Genomic DNA, 20,955 nt, shown 5'->3' on the forward strand with positions numbered 1-20,955 from the left:
GGAAGGTTCCTCTCGTCATGTCGAACGACAAAAAGCTCGTTGACTACCTGAAGTGGGTCACGGCCGATCTGCACCAGACCCGCCAACGCCTGCTGGAGGCCGAGTCCGGCAAGCAGGAGCCCATCGCCGTCGTGGGGATGTCCTGCCGGCTGCCGGGCGGCGTGCGGTCGCCCGAAGAGCTCTGGCAATTGCTGGACGACGGACGGGACGGCATCTCGGCGTTCCCCACGGACCGAGGCTGGAACCTCGACATCCTCAACGGGGACGGAAGCGGCGGCAGCGCGCCGGCCGAGGGCGGCTTCGTCGACGCCACCGCCTTCGACGCCGACTTCTTCGGCATCTCCCCGCGCGAGGCCGTGGCGACGGACCCGCAGCAGCGGCTGCTGCTGGAGAGCTCCTGGGAGGCGCTGGAGAACGCCGGCATCGACCCCGTGTCCCTGCGGGGCAGCGAGACCGGCGTCTTCATCGGCACGAACGGCGTCGACTACGTCGGCGTCGTGATGAACTCCCGCGAGGACGTCGAGGCCCACGGCAGCACCGGACTCGCGGGCAGCGTCCTCTCCGGCCGGCTCTCGTACAGCTTCGGTCTGGAGGGCCCCGCGGTCACCGTCGACACCGCGTGCTCGTCCTCACTCGTCTCGCTGCACCTCGCGGCCCACGCGCTGCGCGACGGCGAGTGCTCGCTGGCGCTGGCCGGCGGTGTGACGGTCCTTTCGACCCCGATGAGCTTCGCCGGATTCAGCAGGCAGGGCGGCCTGGCGGCGGACGGCCGCTGCAAGGCGTTCGCGGACTCCGCCGACGGCACCAGCTGGTCCGAGGGCGTGGGCGTCCTCGTTCTGGAGCGCCTCTCCGACGCCCGCCGCAACGGCCACGAGATCCTGGCGGTCGTCCGCGGCACCGCCGTCAACCAGGACGGCGCCTCCAACGGCCTGACCGCCCCCAATGGCCCCTCCCAGCAGCGGGTGATCCAGCAGGCGCTGGCGAGCGCCGGGCTGTCGGCGTCCGAGGTGGACGTGGTCGAGGCGCACGGCACGGGCACCACCCTCGGCGACCCGATCGAGGCGCAGGCGCTGCTCGCCACGTACGGCCGGGGCCGGGACCCCGAGCGGCCGCTGTGGCTCGGGTCGATCAAGTCGAACATCGGTCACACCCAGGCGGCGGCCGGCGTCGCGGGCATCATCAAGGTGATCCTGGCGATGCGGCACGGCGTCCTGCCGAAGACGCTGCACGTGGACGCGCCGTCCTCGCACGTGGACTGGTCGGCCGGCGAGGTCAAGCTTCTGACGGAGACTCAGAAATGGCCGGAGACCGACCGGCCGCGGCGCGCGGGTGTCTCGGCGTTCGGGATCAGCGGCACCAACGCCCACGCCATCATCGAGCAGGCCCCGGTCCCAGAGGAGCCCGGCGCCGGGGACGAGGGCGGGCCGAAGACCTCGCTGTCAGCGGTGCCGTGGCCCGTCTCGGCGAAGTCCGAGGAGGCGCTGGCCGCGCAGCTGGAGCGGATCCGCACGCTGACGGGCCGCTCCCCGCTGGACGTCGGCTTCTCGCTGGCGACCTCCCGCGCACACCTCGAACACCGCGCGGTCCTGCTGGCCGAGGGCGACGGGACCGTCGAGGTCGCACGCGGATCGGCCGAGGACATGTCGGGGAATCTGGCGGTGCTGTTTTCCGGGCAGGGTGCGCAGCGGGTGGGGATGGGCCGGGAGTTGTACGGTCGTTTTCCGGTGTTCGCGGAGGCGTTGGATGCGGTGCTGGCTCATTTTGAAAATGGTCTGCGTGAGGTGATGTTCGGTGATGCGGAGCGGTTGAACGAGACGGGGTTTACTCAGCCTGCTTTGTTTGCTGTTGAGGTGGCGTTGTTCCGGTTGGTGGAGTCGTGGGGTGTGCGTCCGGACTTTGTCGCGGGGCATTCGATTGGTGAGGTTGCCGCGGCGTATGTGGCGGGGGTGTTCTCGTTGGAGGATGCCTGTCGTCTTGTCGGGGCGCGGGCGCGGTTGATGGGCGCGCTTCCTGCGGGTGGTGCGATGGTCGCTGTTCAGGCCGGGGAGGGGGAGGTCGCCAGGCGGCTGGTGGAGGGGGTTTCGATTGCGGCGGTCAACGGGCCGGAGTCGGTGGTCATTGCCGGTGATGAGGCCGGAGTGCTGCGCGTTGCGGAGAGGTTCGGCGCCGAGGGTCGTAAGACACAGCGTCTTGCGGTGAGCCATGCCTTTCATTCGGCGTTGATGGATCCGATGCTGGAGGAATTCCGCCAGGCCGTCGAGGGTGTTTCGTTCCGGCCTCCGCGGATTCCCCTGGTGTCGAATGTGACGGGCGAGCTCGCTGATGACGGGCTGGTGTGTTCGGCGGAGTACTGGGTGCGGCATGTGCGGGAGACCGTGCGTTTCGCCGACGGTATTCGTGCTCTGGCCTCCGAAGGTGTTTCGGCCTTTCTGGAGCTGGGTCCGGACGGTGTGCTGACGGCGATGGCCCAGCACAGCCTGGACGACGGCCCGGTAGCGGTGGCCGCGCTGCGCAAGGACCGGCCCGAGACGGCCGCCCTGCTCACCGCCCTCGCACAGCTCCATGTCACGGGTGTCGAAGTGGACTGGGCCGCGTGGTTCGCCGGTACCGGCGCCCGCCGCGTGGACATCCCCACGTACGCCTTCCAGCACGAGCGCTTCTGGCCCAGGCCCGCCGCGCTCACCGGGGACGTGACCGGCGCGGGTCTGCTGCCCGCCGAACACCCGCTGCTGGGCGCGATGCTCGCTCTCGCGGACTCCCGCGAAGTGGTGTTCACGGGCAGGCTGTCGCTCCAGACCTACCCATGGCTCACCGACCACGCCATCGGGGGGAACGTCCTCTTCCCGGCCACCGGCTTCCTGGAACTGGCCATGCGCGCCGGTGACCAGGTCGGGTGCGACAGGGTCGAGGAGTTCGTCCTCCTCACCCCCCTTGTGCTGCCGGAAGAGGGCGCCGCACTGGTCCAGGTTCTGGTCGGTGCCCCCGACGAGGCGGGCGTCCGCACGATCTCCGTGCACTCGTGCGCCGACGGCGCGCCCGACGGACCGTGGATCCAGCACGCCAACGGCACGCTGACCGGCGGGGAGCGGATCCAGGACTTCGATGCGCCGGCCTGGCCGCCGCCGGACGCGGTGGCCGTGGACCTGGAGGGCTTCTACGAGGGAACCGGCTACGGCCCCGCGTTCCAGGGCCTGCGCTCGGTCTGGCAGCGCGGGAACGAGGTCTTCCTCGAAGCCGCCCTGCCGGTCGACGTCGCCGGTGAGGCCGCGTCGTTCGGGCTCCACCCGGCGCTGCTGGACGCGGTGATCCAGTCCCACCGCATGGCCGGTGTCGGCGACGAGGGTCAGCTCCTCATGCCGTTCGCGTGGCAGGGCGTGTCGCTGCACGCCTCCGGTGCCTCGACCGTGCGGTCCCGGGTCACGAGGACCGGCGACGACCGCGTGTCCATCGCGGCCGTCGACGTCGAAGGCGCGCCCGTGCTGTCGGCGGAGGCCCTGATTCTGCGCGGCACACCGGGAGCGGTGGCCCCGGCGTCCGCGCCACGCAGCGCGGAGTACGACACGCTGCTGTCGCTGGACTGGGTGCCCGCCCCCGAGATGCCGGCCACCGGGGCCCGGTCCGTGGCCCTGGGCCCCGACGGGCTCGGCGCGGGCGCGTCGGTCGCTTCCCTGGCGGACCTCACGGGCCACGAGGACCTGGTGCTGGTTCCCGTGGCAGGCACGGGCGACGACGTGCCCACCGCCACCCACGAGCTGACGGCCCGAGTCCTGGACCTGGTCCAGTCCTGGCCGGGCGACGGGCGGTTCGCGGACTCGCGTCTGGTGTTCGTCACCTGCGGTGCTGTCGCGGCCGACGAGGGCGAGACCGTACGGGACCTGGCCGCGGGCGCGGTGTGGGGTCTGGTGCGGTCGGCACAGTCGGAGAACCCGGGCCGGTTCGTGCTGCTGGACACCGAGAAGGGTGACCTCCCGGCCACGCTCCCGCTCCTGCCGGGCCTGCTGGCCGCCGGCGACGAGGAGTTCGTGGTGCGCGACGGAGCCGTGCGGGTGGCACGGCTGGGCCCGCTGGGCGGCGGCGCGGGGCTTCTGCCGCCTGCCGGGGTGCCGTGGCGGCTGGACTCCAGCGCCAAGGGGAGCTTGGACAAGCTGTTGCTCGCACCGTGCCCGGAGGTGCTGGAGCCGCTCGGGCCGGGGCAGGTCCGGATCGAAGTCCAGGCCGCCGGTGTGAACTTCCGCGATGTGCTCAACGCCCTGGGCATGTATCCGGGCGAGGCCGGGCCGCTGGGTGCCGAGGGTGCCGGTGTGGTGACCGAGACCGGCCCGGGCGTGCGGGGACTGCGCGCGGGCGACCGGGTATTGGGCATGATGTTCGGTGGTCTCGGCCCAGTGGCCGTGTGCGACGAGCGGCACCTCGCCAGGATTCCCGACGGCTGGTCGTCCGCTCAGGCCGCGTCGGTGCCGCTGGTCTTCCTGACCGCTCTGTACGCCCTGAAGGACCTCGCGGCCCTGAAGCCCGGCGAGCGGATCCTCATTCACGCCGGTGCGGGTGGCGTCGGCATGGCGGCGATCCAGCTGGCCCGCCACCTCGGTGCCGAGGTGTTCGCCACGGCGAGCGAGGGCAAGTGGGACACCCTGCGCGGACTCGGCGTCCCGGACGATCACATCGCGTCGTCCCGCACCACCGATTTCGAGCAGCACTTCCTGGAGGTCACCGACGGCCGTGGCGTCGACGTGGTGCTCAACGCCCTCGCCGGTGAATTCGTGGACGCCTCACTGCGGGTGACCGCTCCCGGGGGGCGCTTCCTGGAGATGGGCAAGACCGACATCCGTGATCCGGAGTCGGTCGCCGCCGTACGCTACCGCGCCTTCGACCTCGGCGAGGCCGGCCCCGAGCGGACCCAGGAACTGCTGTCCGAGCTGCTGGAGCTCTTCGCCGCCGGCACGCTGCACCTGCTGCCGGTCGCGACGTGGGACGTGCGGCGGGCCCCTGAGGCGTTCCGTCACATGAGCCGGGCCCAGCACATCGGCAAGATCGTGCTGACCATGCCGCGCACCTGGGCCGCGAACGGCACCGTCCTGATCACCGGCGGCACGGGTGGTCTGGGCCGTGAGCTGGCCCGTCACCTGGTGACGGCACGCGGTGTGAAACACCTGTTGCTCGTGAGCCGGAGCGGCCCGGAGGCACCAGGCGTGTCCGAGCTGCGCGACGATCTGGCCGGCCGTGGAGCCGAAGTCACCGTTGCCGCCTGCGATGTGGCGGACCGCGAGGCGGTGGCCGGGCTCATGGCCTCCGTCCCGGCCGAGCACCCGCTGACCGCGGTGATCCACACCGCCGGTGTCCTCGATGACGGCGTGGTGACCTCGCTCAATGCCGAGCGGACATCGGGTGTGCTGCGTCCGAAGGTGGACGGCGCGTGGCACCTGCACGAAGCCACCAAGGACCTCGACCTGGCCGCGTTCGTGCTGTTCTCGTCCATCTCCGGCGTCATGGGCACTCCGGGGCAGGGCAACTACGCGGCGGGCAACGTCTTCCTCGACGCCCTGGCCCACCACCGCCGCGCACAGGACCTGCCCGCCCAGTCCCTGGCATGGGGCGCGTGGGCACAGGGCGGCGGAATGACGGCCGCACTGTCCGAGGCGGACATGCAGCGCATCGCCTCGTACGGGGCGTCGCCCCTCTCCGTCGAGCAGGGGCTGGCCCTGCTCGACGCGGCAGGGGCGTGCGACGCGGCTCACCTCGTCGCGCTCGGCCGCGCCTCCGGGCCGGTACGCGCCGCCGGACCCGTACCGCCCGTACTGCGCGGCCTGGTCACCCCCGGCCGCCGCGCCGCCGCCGCGCCGACCGGTGCCGGCACCGCGCAGCAGCTCGCCCGGCAGCTGGCGGACCTGGGCGAGAGCGAGCGCGCCCGCCTCGTGACCGACTTGGTGAGGAGCGAGGCAGCGGCCGTGCTGGGGCACGCGTCGGCCCAGGGCATCGAGGTCCACCGGGACTTCTTCGAGCTGGGCTTCGACTCCCTGACCGCGGTCGAGCTCCGCAACAGGATCGCCGCGGCCACCGGGCTACACCTGCCCGCCACCGTGGTCTTCGACAACCGGACCCCCCAGAACCTCGCCACGTGGCTGCGCAGCGAACTCGCCGCACGGCCGGACCCGGCCGGCTCCCCGCCCGGCGCGGCGCTCGGGGGCCCGGCCGCCGGGCAGGAGGTGGACTCGCTGGAGCGGATGTTCCTCGATGCAGTGGAAAGGGGCAGGATCCTGGAGGCCCGGCTCATGGTGAAGGCCCTGGGCGGCATCCGCCCGACCTTCGAGAGCACGGCCGAGCTGGAGGACCTGCCGCTGGCCACCACGCTCGCCGAGGGCCCCGGCAAGCCCCGGCTGATCTGCGTCAGCACGCCCACCGCCAACGGTGGCGTCCACGAGTACGCCAGGTTCGCCGCGTCCTTCCGGGGCAGGCGGCACACCTGCGCCGTGCCGCTGATCGGCTTCGCCGCGGGGGAGCGGCTGCCCGCCACGGCCGAGAGCGCGGTCAGGGTCATCGCGGAAAGCGCGTTGCGCGCGAGCGACGGCGAGCCCTTCGTGCTGGTCGGACACTCCTCAGCCGGCGCGTTCGCCTACGCGGCCGCGTGCCTGCTGGAGAGCACGTGGGGCATCAAGCCCGCGGCCGTGGTGCTGCTGGACACCCTCAGCATCCGGCACGACAACGAAGAGGACAGCGAGGACCACGACTACCACGGCCTGATTCGGCATTTCTTCACGGTCGACGAGGTCTCCCCGGTGCGGATGACCAACTCCAGGCTGTCCGCGATGGGCTGGTGGATGAGCCTGCTCAAGGGGCTCGACGTGCAGCACACGACCGCTCCCGTGCTGACCCTCCGAGCGGCGAGGCAGGTTCCCGGCCTCGGGCTCGCCGCAGCCGGGTCCGACGGTCCGGGCGGCGAGGAGAAGCCCGCCCTGATCCCGTCGGCCTGCGTCCGCACGGTCGACGCCGACCACTTCTCCATCGTCAAGGAGGACGCCGCACCGACCGCGGAGACCGTGGAGGACTGGCTCGACTCCGTCAGCGGCCCGGCGCCGTCCCTCCCGATTCCACCGACCGCAGCGTGATCAGTTCCGACCCGTGCGTGAAAGGCAGGACCCTCCATGACCGCTTCCCCTCAGGACCTTCCCTCCCTCAACCTTGAGACGCCTGCCTTGTTGACGGTGAGCCCGCTGCTGCGCGCACTGCAGGAACAGGGGCCGGTCTGCCGGGTGCGCACCCCCGCCGGGGACGAGGGGTGGCTGGTGACCCGCCACGCCGAACTCAAGCAGCTGCTGCACGACGAGCGGATCGGCCGCTCCCACCCCGACCCGGCGAACGCGCCGCGGTACGTCAGGAGCGCGTACCTGGACCTGATGATCACCGACACCGACGCCGAGGCCGGACGCCGGACGCACACCGAGTACCGCCGGCTGCTCACGCCGATGTTCTCCGCCCGGCGGGTGCACGCTATGCAGCCGCAGGTGGCAGAGGTCGTGGACGCCGTACTGGACCGGTTCATCGCCCAGGGGCCGCCCGGCGACCTGCACGGCGGCGTCTCCACACCGGTCGCCCTGACGGTCCTCTGCGACATCATCGGCATCCCCGTGGAGAGCCGCGAACAGCTCACGACGCTGCTGTCCCAGATGGCCCTGCTGAACGACCGCGAGAGCGTGGAGCGCGGACAGCGCGACCTCTTCGCGTTCATCGAAGGGCTCGTCGAGCAGAAGCGGACCACGCCCGGCGACGACATCATGACCCGGCTGACCGAGGGAGGGCTCCCCGAGGCCCGCGTGGCACCGCTGGCGGTGGGCCTGCTGTTCGCCGGGCTGGACAGCGTCGTCACGATCATGGACGACGGAGTGGTGCTCCTGAGCACCCACCCCGAGCAGCGCGCGGCGGCACTGGCGGACCCGGACCTGATGACGCTCGCCGTGGAGGAAGTGCTGCGGGCGGCCAAGGCCGGCGGGTCGGTCCTGCCGCGCTACGCCTCCGAGGACGTCGAGATCGGCGGAGTGACCATCCGGTCCGGGGACCTGGTCCTGTTCGACTTCAGCCTCTCCAACTTCGACGAGCGGGCCTACACCGAACCGGAGCGGTTCGACATCACCAGGTCCCCCAACCCGCACCTGACCTTGGCCCACGGCATCTGGCACTGCATCGGCGCCCCCCTGGCGCGCATCGAGCTGAAGACGGTCTTCACCAAGCTGTTCACCCGGCTGCCCGACCTGCGCCTGGTACGCCCGGTGGACGAACTGCGGATGCTGGACGGCCGGCTCTCCGGCGGCCTCACCGAGCTGCCGGTGACCTGGTAGACCGGACCGCCCCGTGCCCGGCGTCGGCCTTCACCGCGCCGTCCTGGACGTTGCCCGTACGCACACGCCTCGCGCTCGCCACGCGATCGAGGCCGTGCGTACGGGCAACGTGCTTTAGGGAAACCCACAGTCGGTCCCGAGCCAGGATGGCCTTTGATAACGGGTCAGACGTACGTGCCGACGCTCTGTGCCCCGGAACCGGCATTCCACGAGGAGTTGGCGTCCTGATGTCGAACGAGGCGAAGCTGCGCGAGTACCTCAAACGAGCGATCGCGGACCTCCACGAGACCCGCCAACAGCTGGGTGAGACGGAACAGAAGCAGCGCGAGCCCATCGCGATCGTCTCCATGGCCTGCCGCTTCCCCGGTGGCGTCCGCTCGCCGGAAGAGCTCTGGGAACTGCTGCGGGACGGCGGCGACGCGATCTCCGCCTTCCCCGGGAACCGCGGCTGGGACCTCGACGCGCTCTACGACCCCGACCCGGCACACCAGGGCACCTCCTACGCCCGTGAAGGCGGATTCCTCCACGACGCGGGCGAGTTCGACTCCGGTTTCTTCGGGATCTCCCCGCGCGAGGCCCTCGCCATGGACCCCCAGCAGCGGCTGCTGCTGGAGACCGCGTGGGAGGCCGTCGAACGGGCCGGCATCGATCCGGAATCCCTCACGGGCAGCCGCACCGGCGTGTTCGTCGGCACCGGCCACGGCGGTTACGACACGGAAAGCGTGCGACGGCGGGACGAGGTCGGCGGGCAGTTGCTGACCGGCAACCTCATCAGCATCGCCTCCGGACGGATCTCCTACGTCCTCGGCCTCGAAGGCCCCGCCCTGACCGTGGACACCGCCTGCTCCTCGTCATTGGTCGCCCTGCACCTGGCGGCGCAGTCCCTGCGGAGGGGCGAGTGCGACCTCGCCCTCGTGGGCGGCGCGACCGTGATGTCCACCCCGCACATGTTCGTGGAGTTCTCCCGGCAGCGCGGGCTGGCGCCCGACGGCCGCTGCAAGCCGTTCGCGGCGGCCGCCGACGGCACCGGATGGAGCGAGGGCGTCGGACTGGTACTGGTCGAACGGCTCTCCGACGCCGAGCGCAACGGCCACCAGGTGCTCGCCGTGCTCAAGGGCTCGGCCGTCAACCAGGACGGCGCCTCCAACGGCCTGGCCGCCCCCAACGGCCCGTCCCAGCAACGCGTCATCCGCCAGGCCCTGGCCGGCGCCGGCCTCGTCCCCGCCGACGTCGACGCCGTCGAGGCCCACGGCACCGGCACCGCCCTCGGCGACCCCATCGAGGCCCAGGCCCTCCTCGCCACGTACGGCCGGCACCGGCCCGCGGACCGGCCCGTGCTGATCGGCTCCCTGAAGTCCAACATCGGGCACACCCAGTCGGCGGCCGGTATCGCCGGCGTCATCAAGATGGTCCTGGCGATGCGGCACGGAGAGCTGCCCGGGACCCTCCACCTGGACGAGCCCACCGCCCACGTCGACTGGAGCGAGGGCAACGCCAGGCTCCTCGCGCAGCACGAGCCCTGGCCCGAGGCCGACCGGGTGCGCCGCGCGGCCGTCTCCTCCTTCGGCATCAGCGGCACCAACGCCCACGTCATCCTGGAACAGGCACCCCCCGGCGAGGCCGGGCGTGCGCCCGCCCCGGCCGCCCGCCCCGGCGCGCTGCCCTGGATCCTGACCGCGCGCACCGACGAGGCCCTGCGGGCCCAGGCCGCCCGGCTCGGCCGGCACGTCCGCGCCCGCGCCGGCCTCGAACCGGCCGATGTCGCCCACTCCCTCGTGGCCACCAGGCCCCTCATGGAACACCGCGCCGCCGTCGTCGCCGAGGACCGCGAGGCGTTCCTCAATGGCCTGGACGCCCTGGCCGAAGGCCGCACCGCGGCCGGCCTGGTGACCGGCGCCGCCACCGAGGCCCCCCTGGCCTTCCTCTTCACCGGACAGGGCTCCCAGCGTCTCGGCATGGGACGCGAACTTCACCGCACCTACCCCGAGTTCGCCAAGGCCTTCGACGCGGTGTGCGCCGAGCTCGACCCGCACCTGCAACAGCCCGTCCGCGACGTCGTCTTCGCCGAGGAGGGCACGGCCGAGGCCGCCCTGCTCGACCGGACCGCCTGTACCCAAGCCGCGCTCTTCGCCCTGGAGACCGCGATGTTCCGCCTCGTCGAATCCTGGGGCATGACACCGCAGTTCCTCGCCGGCCACTCCATCGGCGAACTCACCGCCGCCCACGTGTCCGGCGTCCTCTCCCTCCAGGACGCCGCACGGCTGGTCGCGGCCCGCGGCACCCTCATGCAGGCGCTGCCCGAAGGCGGCGCCATGGTGGCCGTCCAGGCCACCGAGGAGGAGATCCGCGCCTCCCTCGCCGGCCACGAGGAGCACGCCTCCCTCGCCGCCGTCAACGGTCCCGGCTCCACGGTCGTCTCGGGCGACGAGGAGGCCGTCTCCCTGATCGCCGCCCACTGGGAGGCACAGGGGCGCCGCACCAAGCGGCTGCGGGTGAGCCACGCCTTCCACTCCCCGCGCATGGACGGCATGCTGGAGGACTTCCGGCGCGTCGCCGAGGACCTGGACTTCCACGCGCCCCGCATCCCCGTGGTGTCCACGGTGACCGGCGAGCTCGCCACCGCCGAGGAACTGAGCTCACCCGCATACTGGGTCCGGCAGGTCCGCGAGAGCGTCCGTTTCTGTGCCGCCGTGCGCACCCTCGAAGCCGAGGGTGTCACCACGTTCGTGGAGATCGGCCCCGCCGGCGTGCTCACCCCGATGGTCCAGGACTCCCTGACCACCCTCGAACAGCCCGTCCTCGTCAGCCTCCTGCGCACCGGCCGCCCCGAGGTGCATTCCCTCACCGAGGGCATCGCCACCGCCTCCGTGCACGGCACCCGCGTCGACTGGCCCGCCTGCCTCGGCACGTTCGGCGCCACCCGCGTCGAGCTGCCGACCTACGCCTTCCAGCGTCAGTGGTACTGGCTGGAGGGGGCCGGGCCGGCCGACGGAGGACCGGCCGCCACCGAGGCCGGCGAAGCCGGATTCTGGGAAGCCGTCGAACGCGAGGACCTCGAAGGGCTGTCGGCCGTCCTGGCCGTCGACGGCACCGAGGCCGACTCGCTCGGCAGCCTCCTGCCCACGCTCTCGTCATGGCGAAAGCAGCGCAGGACGCAGGCGGTGGCGGACAGCTGGAGCTACCGGGCGCACTGGACCCCCGTCACCGCCCCCACCGGCTTCGCCGCCACCGGGAACTGGCTCGTCGCGCTGCCCGAGCACGCCGCCGCCGACCCGTGGACCACCCGGCTCCTCGACACCCTGCGCGACCAGGGCCTGCGCACCGAACTGCTCGTACTGCCCGAAACCGACGGGCAGAGCGAGCCCATCATCCGGCCCGACGGCCCCGTCGACGGCGTACTCTCCCTGCTGGCCCTCGACGAACGGCCGCACCCCCGCCTGACCTCCGTGCCGCGCGGCCTGACCGCGATCACCGCCCTGCTGCGCGCACTGGAGACCTCCGGCATCCGGGCCCCGCTGTGGTGCGTGACCCGCGGCGCCGTGGCCGTCGACCACCGCGACGTGCTCACCCACCCCGTGCAGGCGCACGCGTGGGGCCTCGGACGCGTGATCGCGCTGGAGTCCCCGCAGCTGTGGGGCGGGCTCGTCGACCTCCCCGAGACCCTGGACACACGGGCCGTCTCCGCGCTCCTGGGGGTGCTCGCCGCGCACGAGGACCAGGTCGCGATCCGGCCCGCCGGGACCTTCGCCCGCCGCCTGGCACGCATCGCGCCCGGCGGCGACACCGGCGCCGACTGGACCACGCACGGCACGATCGTGATCACCGGAGGCACCGGCGGACTCGGCGGCCAGGTCGCGCTCTGGCTCGCCGACGCCGGGGCGGAGCACCTGGTACTCACCAGCCGCCGCGGCCCGCAGGCCCCCGGTGCCCAGGAGCTCGCGGCCGAGCTCACCGCGCGGGGCGTCCGGGTCACCGTGACCGCCTGCGACACCGCCGACCGCGACGCCCTGGCGGCCGTCCTCGCGGACATCCCGGCGGACCTGCCCCTGAACGGCGTCGTGCACGCCGCCGGTGTCCTGGACGCGGGCATGCTGGAAGCGCTCACCCCCGAACGCTTCGAGACCGTACTGCGCCCCAAGACCACCGCCGCCCTGCACCTGCACGAGCTCACCCGGGACCTCGACCTGGAGATGTTCGTGATGTTCTCCTCGGTCTCGGGCTCCGTGGGCCAGGCCGGCCAGGCCAACTACGCCGCAGCCAACGCCTTCCTCGACGCCCTCGCCGAACACCGGCGCGGGCAGGGGCTGCCGGCCACCTCGGTGGCCTGGGGCCCCTGGGCGGACCTCGGCATGGCGACGAACCCGGACCTGGCCGACCGGGCGAGCCGCGACGGGCTGGTCCTCATGGCCGCGCCCCCCGCCCTCGCCGCCCTCCGCCAGGCTCTGGCCCAGGGCGCGGCGAACCTGACGGTGGCCGACGTGGACTGGACGGCGTATGCCCCCGCCCTGACCGCCGTCCGCCCCAGCCCCCTCCTCACCGACCTCCCCGAGGCGCGCCGCGCCCTCGCCGCCGCCGACGGCCCGCGCGAGGACCACTCCCCGCTGCGCGACCGCATCGGCGCACTGCCTGCCGCCGAGCAGGAGCGGGCCCTGCTGCACCTGGTCCGGGAAGAGGCCGCGAAGGTCCTCGGACACGCCTCGCCGGACACCGTCGACGCCCAGCGAGCCTTCCGCGTACTGGGCTTCGACTCGCTGATGGCCGTCGAGCTGCGCAACCGCCTGTCCGCCGCGACGGGCCTGCGGCTGCCCGCGACCCTGCTGTTCGATCACCCCACCCCCACCGCGGTCGCCGGGTACCTGCGATCCGAGACCCTGGGCACGGCCGGGCCCGGAGCCGCCGTGGAACGGACTGCCGCCGTCCTCGACGAGCCGGTCGCGATCGTGGGCATGGCCTGCCGCTTCCCCGGCGGGGTGAACTCGCCGGAGGCCCTCTGGCGGCTGCTGGCCGAGGGCGGGGACGTCATCTCCGGCCTCCCCGACGACCGCGGCTGGGACCTCGGCCGGCTCTACCACCCCGACCCCGACCACCAGGGCACGACCTACGCCCGCGGGGGCGGCTTCCTCGACGACGTGGCCGGCTTCGACGCGGACTTCTTCGGCATCTCGCCGCGCGAGGCCCTGGCCATGGACCCGCAGCAGCGGCTGCTGCTGGAGACCGGCTGGGAGGTCCTCGAACGGGCCGGCATCGCCCCGGAGTCCCTGCGGGGCAGCAGCACCGGTGTCTTCGCGGGCACCAACACCCAGGACTACCGCGTGGTGCTGGACGCGGCGCGGGACGAGGTCGCCGGCCACGCGCTCATCGGCAACTCGATGAGCGTGGTCTCCGGCCGGGTGTCGTACACCTTCGGCTTCGAAGGCCCTGCGGTCACGGTGGACACGGCCTGCTCGTCGTCGCTGGTGGCACTGCACATGGCGGTGCAGTCGCTGCGGTCGGGCGAGTGCTCGCTGGCGCTGGCCGGCGGTGTGACGGTGATGGCGACGCCGACGCCGTTCGTGGAGTTCTCCCGGCAGCGCGGGCTGGCCCCCGACGGCCGCTGCAAGCCGTTCGCGGCGGCCGCCGACGGCACCGGATGGAGCGAAGGCGTCGGACTGCTGCTCGTCGAGCGGCTGTCGGACGCCCGGCGCAACGGCCACCAGGTGCTCGCGGTCGTGCGCGGCTCGGCCGTCAACCAGGACGGTGCCTCGAACGGTCTGAGCGCGCCCAACGGCCCCTCGCAGCAACGTGTCATCCGCCAGGCCCTCGCCAACGCCGGTGTGGCGGCGTCCGACGTCGACGCCGTCGAGGCGCACGGTACGGGCACGACCCTGGGCGACCCGATCGAGGCCCAGGCCCTGCTCGCCACCTACGGCCAGGACCGCCCCGAGGACCGCCCGCTGCGGCTGGGCACGGTGAAGTCCAACCTCGGGCACACCCAGGCCGCCGCCGGCGCGGCCGGTGTGATGAAGATGGTTCTGGCGATGCAGCACGGTGTGCTGCCGCGAACCCTGCACGTCGACGAGCCCACCCCGCACGTCGACTGGACCACCGGCGCGGTCGAACTGCTCACCGAGCCGGTGGACTGGACCGGAACGCACCGGCCGAGGCGGGCCGCCGTCTCCGCGTTCGGGATCAGCGGTACCAATGCGCACGTGATCCTGGAGGAGGCGGAGCAGGCTGAGCGGGCGGAGGAGGCGGAGCCCGAGGGACGGGCCTCCGCCCCCGGGACCTCGGTGCCGCTGCTGGTGTCCGGGAGGAGTGAGCCGGCTCTGCGGGCCCAGGCTGCCCAGCTGCTGTCCCACCTCGACGGTGAGTCCGACGCGCGGCTCGTGGACGTCGCGTACACGCTCGCGACGCGCATGGCCTTCACACACCGAGCGGTCGTCCACGCCGAGAGCCGCGACGCTGCGGTACGCGCCCTGACCGCGCTGGCCGAGGGCACGGCCGACACCGCTCTGACCACCGGCGCCGCGGACGCGGGCAAGGACGCCGTGCTCTTCTCGGGCCAGGGTTCGCAGCGCCTGGGGATGGGTCGTGAGTTGTATGCCCGGTTCCCGGTGTTCGCGGAGGCTTTCGAGGCGGTGTGCGCGGGGCTGGACGGGCACCTGGACCGCCCGTTGCGGGACGTGGTCTGGGGTGATGACGCGGAGTTGCTGAACCGGACCGTGTATGCCCAGGCGGGGTTGTTCGCGGTGGAGGTGGCGCTGTTCCGGCTGGTGGAGTCGTGGGGTGTGCGGCCGGAGTACGTGGCCGGGCATTCGGTCGGTGAGATCGCTGCCGCGCACGTGGCAGGTGTGTTCTCGCTGCCGGATGCGTGTGCGCTGGTGGCGGCTCGGGGCCGGCTGATGCAGGCCCTGCCCGCCGGTGGTGCGATGGCGGCGATCCGGGCCACCGAGGACGAGATCCTGCCGCACTTGACTGACAGTGTGTCGATAGCTGCGGTCAACGGCCCGTCGTCGGTCGTGGTGTCCGGTGCCGAGGCCGCCGTCGAGGCGGTCCGGGCCCGCTTCGAGGGCGAGGGACGCAAGACGAGCAGGCTGCGGGTCTCGCATGCTTTCCACTCGCCGTTGATGGAGCCGATGCTGGAGGAGTTCCGGGAGGTCGCCGAGAACCTGTCCTACGGCGTGCCGGAACTCACTGTCGTCTCGAACGTGACCGGCGGCCCCGCCGCGCAGGACCAGCTGTGCACCCCGGCGTACTGGGTGACTCATGTCCGTGAGGCGGTGCGGTTCGCCGACGGGATACGGGCTCTGCACGCGGAGGGTGTGACGCGGTTCCTGGAGCTGGGGCCGGACGGCACGCTGTCGGCCATGGCCGGGGAGTCGCTGCCGGACGAGACCGTGCTCGTCCCCGCGCTGCGCAAGGACCGTCCGGAGGAGACGACGCTCCTCGCGGCCCTGGCACAGCTGCACGTCCAGGGTGCCGAAATCGACTGGGCCGCGCTCTTCGCCGGCACGGACGCGCGCCCCGCCGACCTGCCGACGTACGCCTTCCAGCACCAGCGGTTCTGGCCCACCCCCGGCCTCACCGGCACCGGCGACATCGGCGCCGCCGGCCTCGAAGCGGCCGGGCACCCGCTGCTGAGCGCCGCCGTGGAACTGTCCGACAGCGACGGCCTGCTGTTCACCACACGGCTGTCCCTCCAGTCCCACCCGTGGCTGGCCGACCACGTGGTGCTGGGCTCGGTCCTGCTGCCGGGGACGGCATTCGTCGAACTCGCCGTCCGCGCGGCCGACGGAATGGGCTGCGACCGGATCGACGAACTGACCCTGGGCACCCCGCTCGTGCTGCCCGAGCACGGTGGAGTGCAACTGCAAATGCACGTCGGCCCCGCCGACGAGTCCGGCAGCCGCGCCCTGAGCGTCCACTCCCGCCCGGAGGGCGACGGCGACCGGCCCTGGGTCCGGCACGCCACCGGCGTACTCGCGACGGGGGAGCGGCCGGCCGCTCCCGGCTACGACTTCCACGCGGAGTCCTGGCCGCCCGCCGGCGCCGAGGCCGTCGACCTGACGGGCCTCTACCCGGACCTGGCCGAGAGCGGACTCGACTACGGACCGCACTTCCAGGGCCTGCGGACCGCCTGGCGCCGAGGCGACGAGGTGTTCGCCGAGGTCGCCTTGCCCGAAGCCGCCGCAGGCGACGCGTCCGCGTACGGCCTGCACCCGGCCCTGCTCGACGCGGCCCTGCACGTCTGCGCCTTCAACGGAGTCGACCGGGGCGTCATCCCCTTCTCCTGGGAGGGCGTCTCGCTCCACGCCTCCGGCGCCTCGGCCGTACGGGTCCGGGTCGTCCGGCACGGCGGCAACACGCTGTCCCTCGACGTCGCCGACGCCGAGGGCGAGCCGGTCGCCTCCATCGGGACCCTGGATCTGCGGGCGGTCGCCGCCGACCGGTTGAGCGCCGGCACGGGCCCGGCCGTCAGCGATGCCCTCTTCCGCGTCCAGTGGACCCCCGTGCGCATGCCCCCGGCCGAAGCCGTGGAGCCCGTGGCGGCCATCGGCTCCCTCGCCGGCCCGTCGTTCGTCGACTACCCGGACCTGGAGGCCCTGGCCCGTTCCGGCCAAGTGCCGGACACGGTGCTGCTGCCGGTGGGCGCCGACTCCGGCGGCACGGTCGGGTCCGTACACCAGGTGACCGCACGGGTGCTGGAGACGGTGCAGTCGTGGCTCGCCGACGAGCGGTTCACGGACTCGCGCCTGGTGTTCGTCACCTCTGGAGCCGTTTCGGCCGGCGGGGGCGAGACCGTACGGGACCTGGCCGGCGCGGCGGTGTGGGGCCTGGTGCGGTCGGCGCAGTCGGAGAACCCGGGCCGGTTCGTTCTGGTGGACACCGAGGACGGGGACATCGAGCCCCTGCTCCCGGTCCTGCCGGGTCTGTCGGCCACCGGGGACGACGCATTCGTGGTGCGCGAAGGCACCGTCCGGGTAGGGCGGCTGGCCTCCCTGGCCAGCGGTGCGGGGCTGCTGCCGCCCGCCGCGACGCCGTGGCGGCTGGACACGGGGGCCAAGGGCAGCCTCGACGGTCTGCTGCTCGCGCCGTGCCCGGAGGTGCTGGAACCGCTCGGGCCGGGGCAGGTCCGGATCGAGGTCCGGGCAGCGGGGGTGAACTTCCGTGACGTGCTGAACGCGCTGGGCATGTACCCGGGCGAGGCCGGGCCGCTGGGCGCCGAGGGCGCCGGTGTGGTGACCGGGACCGGGCCAGGGGTGAGCGGACTGCGCCCCGGCGACCGCGTGATGGGAAAAGTGCTCGGCGGCTTCGGCCCGGTGGCTGTGTGCGACGAGCGGCTCCTGGTCAGGATCCCGGAGGACTGGTCGTTCGCGAGGGCCGCGTCGGTGCCGGTGGTCTTCCTCACCGCCCTCTACGCGTTGAAGGACCTCGCGGATCTGAAGCCCGGTGAGAAGATCCTCGTGCATGCCGGTGCCGGCGGTGTCGGTATGGCGGCCATCCAGCTGGCCCGGCATCTCGGTGCCGAGGTGTTCGCCACGGCCAGTGAGGGCAAGTGGGACACCTTGCGCGGGCTGGGGGTCGCGGACGATCACATCGCGTCGTCGCGTACCACCGATTTCGAGCAGCGGTTCCTGGAGGTCACGGGCGGCCGCGGCGTGGACGTGGTGCTCAACGCCCTGGCCGGTGAATTCGTCGACGCCTCGATGCGGTTGACGGCTCCGGGCGGCCGGTTCCTGGAGATGGGCAAGACCGATGTCCGTGATGTGGAGCCGGCCGCCGGAGTGCGCTACCGCGCCTTCGACCTCGCGGAAGCCGGCCTGGAGCGGAACCAGGAGATGCTGTGCGAGTTGCTGGAGCTGTTCGCCGCGGGAGCGCTGCGGACGCTGCCGGTCGCGACGTGGGACGTGCGACGGGCGGACGAGGCGTTCCGGTACATGAGCCGGGCCCGGCACATCGGCAAGATCGTCCTGACCGTGCCGCGTGCCTGGGATCCGGACGGCACGGTGCTGATCACAGGTGGTACGGGCGGCCTGGGCCGTGAGCTGGCCCGTCATCTGGTGGCGGAGCGGGGCGTGAAGCACCTGCTGCTGGCGAGTCGCAGGGGGCTGGACGCGCCGGGCGCGTCCGAGCTGCGCGCCGAACTGGCGGAACACGGCACCGAAGTCACCGTTGCGGCGTGTGACGTGGCTGACCGGGACGCGGTTGCCGGACTGGTGGCGGGGGTGCCGTCCGGGCACCCGTTGACCGCTGTGATTCACACAGCGGGTGTGCTCGACGACGGGATCGTCACGTCGTTGACCGCTGAGCGGCTGTCGGATGTACTGCGTCCGAAGGTGGACGCAGCCTGGTACCTGCATGAGGCCACCGAGGGTCTCGACCTGGCCGCGTTCGTGCTGTTCTCGTCCATCTCCGGCGTGATGGGCACTCCGGGGCAGGGCAACTACGCGGCGGGCAACGTCTTCCTCGATGCCCTGGCCCACCACCGCCACGCACAGGGCCTCGCGGCCACGTCGCTCGCGTGGGGCCCCTGGGCCCAGAGCGGTGGCATGACCGGCACGCTGTCGGACGTCGACCTCCAGCGGATCGCCCGCTCGGGCATGCCCGAACTCGCCCCCGCGGAGGGCGTCGCACTCTTCGACGCCGCGCTGAGCACCGACGAGGCCCTCGTCCTCCCCGTGCGCCTCGACCTGGCCGTACTGCGGGAACAGGGAGACGTACCGCCGTTGATGCGCGGACTGGTGCGCACGCGCGCCCGGCGCTCGGCGGTCGCCGGCTCGGCCGCGGTGGCCGGCCTGGTGGGACGCCTGTCCGGCCTGGGCGCGGTGGAACGGCACGAGGTGCTCTTGGACCTGGTGCGCGCCCAGATCGCGGGCGTCCTGGGCCACGCGAGCCCGGAGACGGTCGACTCGACCCGGACCTTCCAGGACCTCGGCTTCGACTCCCTGACGGCGGTCGAACTCCGCAACCGGCTCAACAAGGCGACCGGCCTGCGCCTCTCGGCCACTGCCGTCTTCGACTACCCGACCGCGGACGCGATCGTGGGGTTCCTGCTGGATGAGATGTTCGGCGCGGAGGCGACGGCGGTAGTGGCTGCGCCGGCGGGGGTGTCGGCGGTTGTCGCCGATGATCCGGTGGTGATCGTCGGGATGAGCTGCCGCTATCCGGGTGGCGTCGCGTCGCCTGAAGACTTGTGGCGGCTGGTGTCGGAGGGTGTGGACGCGGTCTCGGACTTCCCCGCCGAACGCGGCTGGGACGTGGAGTCCCTCTACAACCCCGACCCCGAAGCGATCGGCACCTCGTACACCCGCGCCGGCGGATTCCTGCACGAGGCGGGGGACTTCGATCCGGCGTTCTTCGGGATGAGTCCTCGGGAGGCGCTGGCGACGGACTCGCAGCAGCGGTTGCTGCTGGAGACGAGCTGGGAGGCGATCGAGCGGGCGGGCATCGACCCGACGACGCTGCGCGGCAGCCGGACGGGCGTCTTCGCCGGCGTGATCTACGCCGACTACAGCGACCTATTGGTAGGCGACCAGTTCGAGGGCTACCGGGGCAACGGCAGCGCGGCCAGCATCGCGTCCGGCCGCGTGTCGTACACGTTCGGCTTCGAGGGACCTGCGGTCACGGTCGATACGGCGTGCTCGTCGTCGTTGGTGGCCTTGCACTGGGCGGCGCAGTCGCTGCGGTCGGGTGAGTGCTCGCTGGCGCTGGCCGGTGGTGTGACGGTGATGTCGACACCGACGCCGTTCGTGGAGTTCTCGCGGCAGCATGGTTTGTCGGCGGACGGTCGGTGCAAGGCGTTCTCCGATGCGGCCGATGGTGTCGGCTGGGGTGAGGGCGTGGGCATGCTGGTGCTGGAGCGCCTGTCGGACGCGCGGCGGAACGGGCATCGGGTCCTGGCTGTTGTGCGGGGCAGCGCCGTGAACCAGGACGGTGCGTCCAACGGTCTGACGGCGCCGAATGGTCCGTCGCAGCAGCGGGTGATCCGGCAGGCGCTGGTGAGTGCCGGGTTGTCGGTGGCGGATGTCGATGCGGTGGAGGCGCACGGCACGGGGACGACGCTGGGTGATCCGATCGAGGCGCAGGCGCTGCTGGCTACGTACGGTCAGGACCGTCCGGAGGGCCGGCCGCTGCTGCTGGGCTCGGTGAAGTCGAACATCGGCCACGCGCAGGCCGCGGCGGGTGTCGCGGGTGTGATCAAGATGGTCATGGCGATGCGGCATGGTGAGCTTCCGCGCACCCTGCATGTTGACGCGCCGTCGTCGCACGTCGACTGGTCGGCGGGTGCTGTTGAGCTGCTGACTGAGCGGACAGTTTGGCCTGAGGGGGATGGTCCGCGTCGTGCGGGGGTTTCCTCGTTCGGTATCAGCGGTACGAATGCGCACGTGATTCTGGAGCAGCCGGAGCCGGCTGCTGTCGAGGCCGGAGCTGTCCCTGGTGGGCTGGTTCCCACGGTGGTGTCGGGACGGAGTGAGTCGGCTTTGCGGGCTCAGGCAGCTCGTCTGCTGTCCCATCTCGACATGGAGGCCGGGTCCCGGGCCCTGGATGTTGCGTATTCGCTGGCGACGGGTCGTGCGGAGTTCCAGCACCGTGCGGTGGTGTTGGCGGCGGATCGGGATGGTCTGCTGCGTTCTTTGTCTGCTCT

The 20,955-nt window shown here is 72.5% G+C and carries 3 protein-coding genes; all 3 read left to right on the forward strand.

Annotated features, from left to right (window positions below; genetic code table 11):
- Nucleotides 1-17: 17 nt before the first annotated feature.
- A complete protein-coding gene (locus tag ABZ951_RS02545) occupies nucleotides 18-7,103 on the forward strand; it encodes an SDR family NAD(P)-dependent oxidoreductase (RefSeq protein ID WP_344084462.1) in 7,086 nt (2,361 codons plus the stop codon).
- Between the two features lie 36 nt (nucleotides 7,104-7,139).
- On the forward strand, nucleotides 7,140-8,330 hold the full coding sequence (locus tag ABZ951_RS02550; RefSeq protein ID WP_344084459.1) for a cytochrome P450: 1,191 nt from the start codon (nucleotides 7,140-7,142) through the stop codon (nucleotides 8,328-8,330).
- Between the two features lie 227 nt (nucleotides 8,331-8,557).
- Nucleotides 8,558-20,955: type I polyketide synthase (locus ABZ951_RS02555; RefSeq protein WP_361278620.1), on the forward strand; the 12,398-nt coding region annotated here is incomplete at its 3' end.

The sequence above is a fragment of the Streptomyces sp. NPDC046215 genome, assembly GCF_040646215.1.
Lineage (GTDB): Bacteria > Actinomycetota > Actinomycetes > Streptomycetales > Streptomycetaceae > Streptomyces > Streptomyces stramineus.

Excerpts from the sequence above, each read along its gene's own strand:
- ABZ951_RS02545 (WP_344084462.1), top strand. The coding sequence starts at position 18 with ATGTCGAACGACAAAAAGCTCGTTGACTACCTGAAGTGGGTCACGGCC.
- ABZ951_RS02550 (WP_344084459.1), top strand. The coding sequence starts at position 7,140 with ATGACCGCTTCCCCTCAGGACCTTCCCTCCCTCAACCTTGAGACGCCT.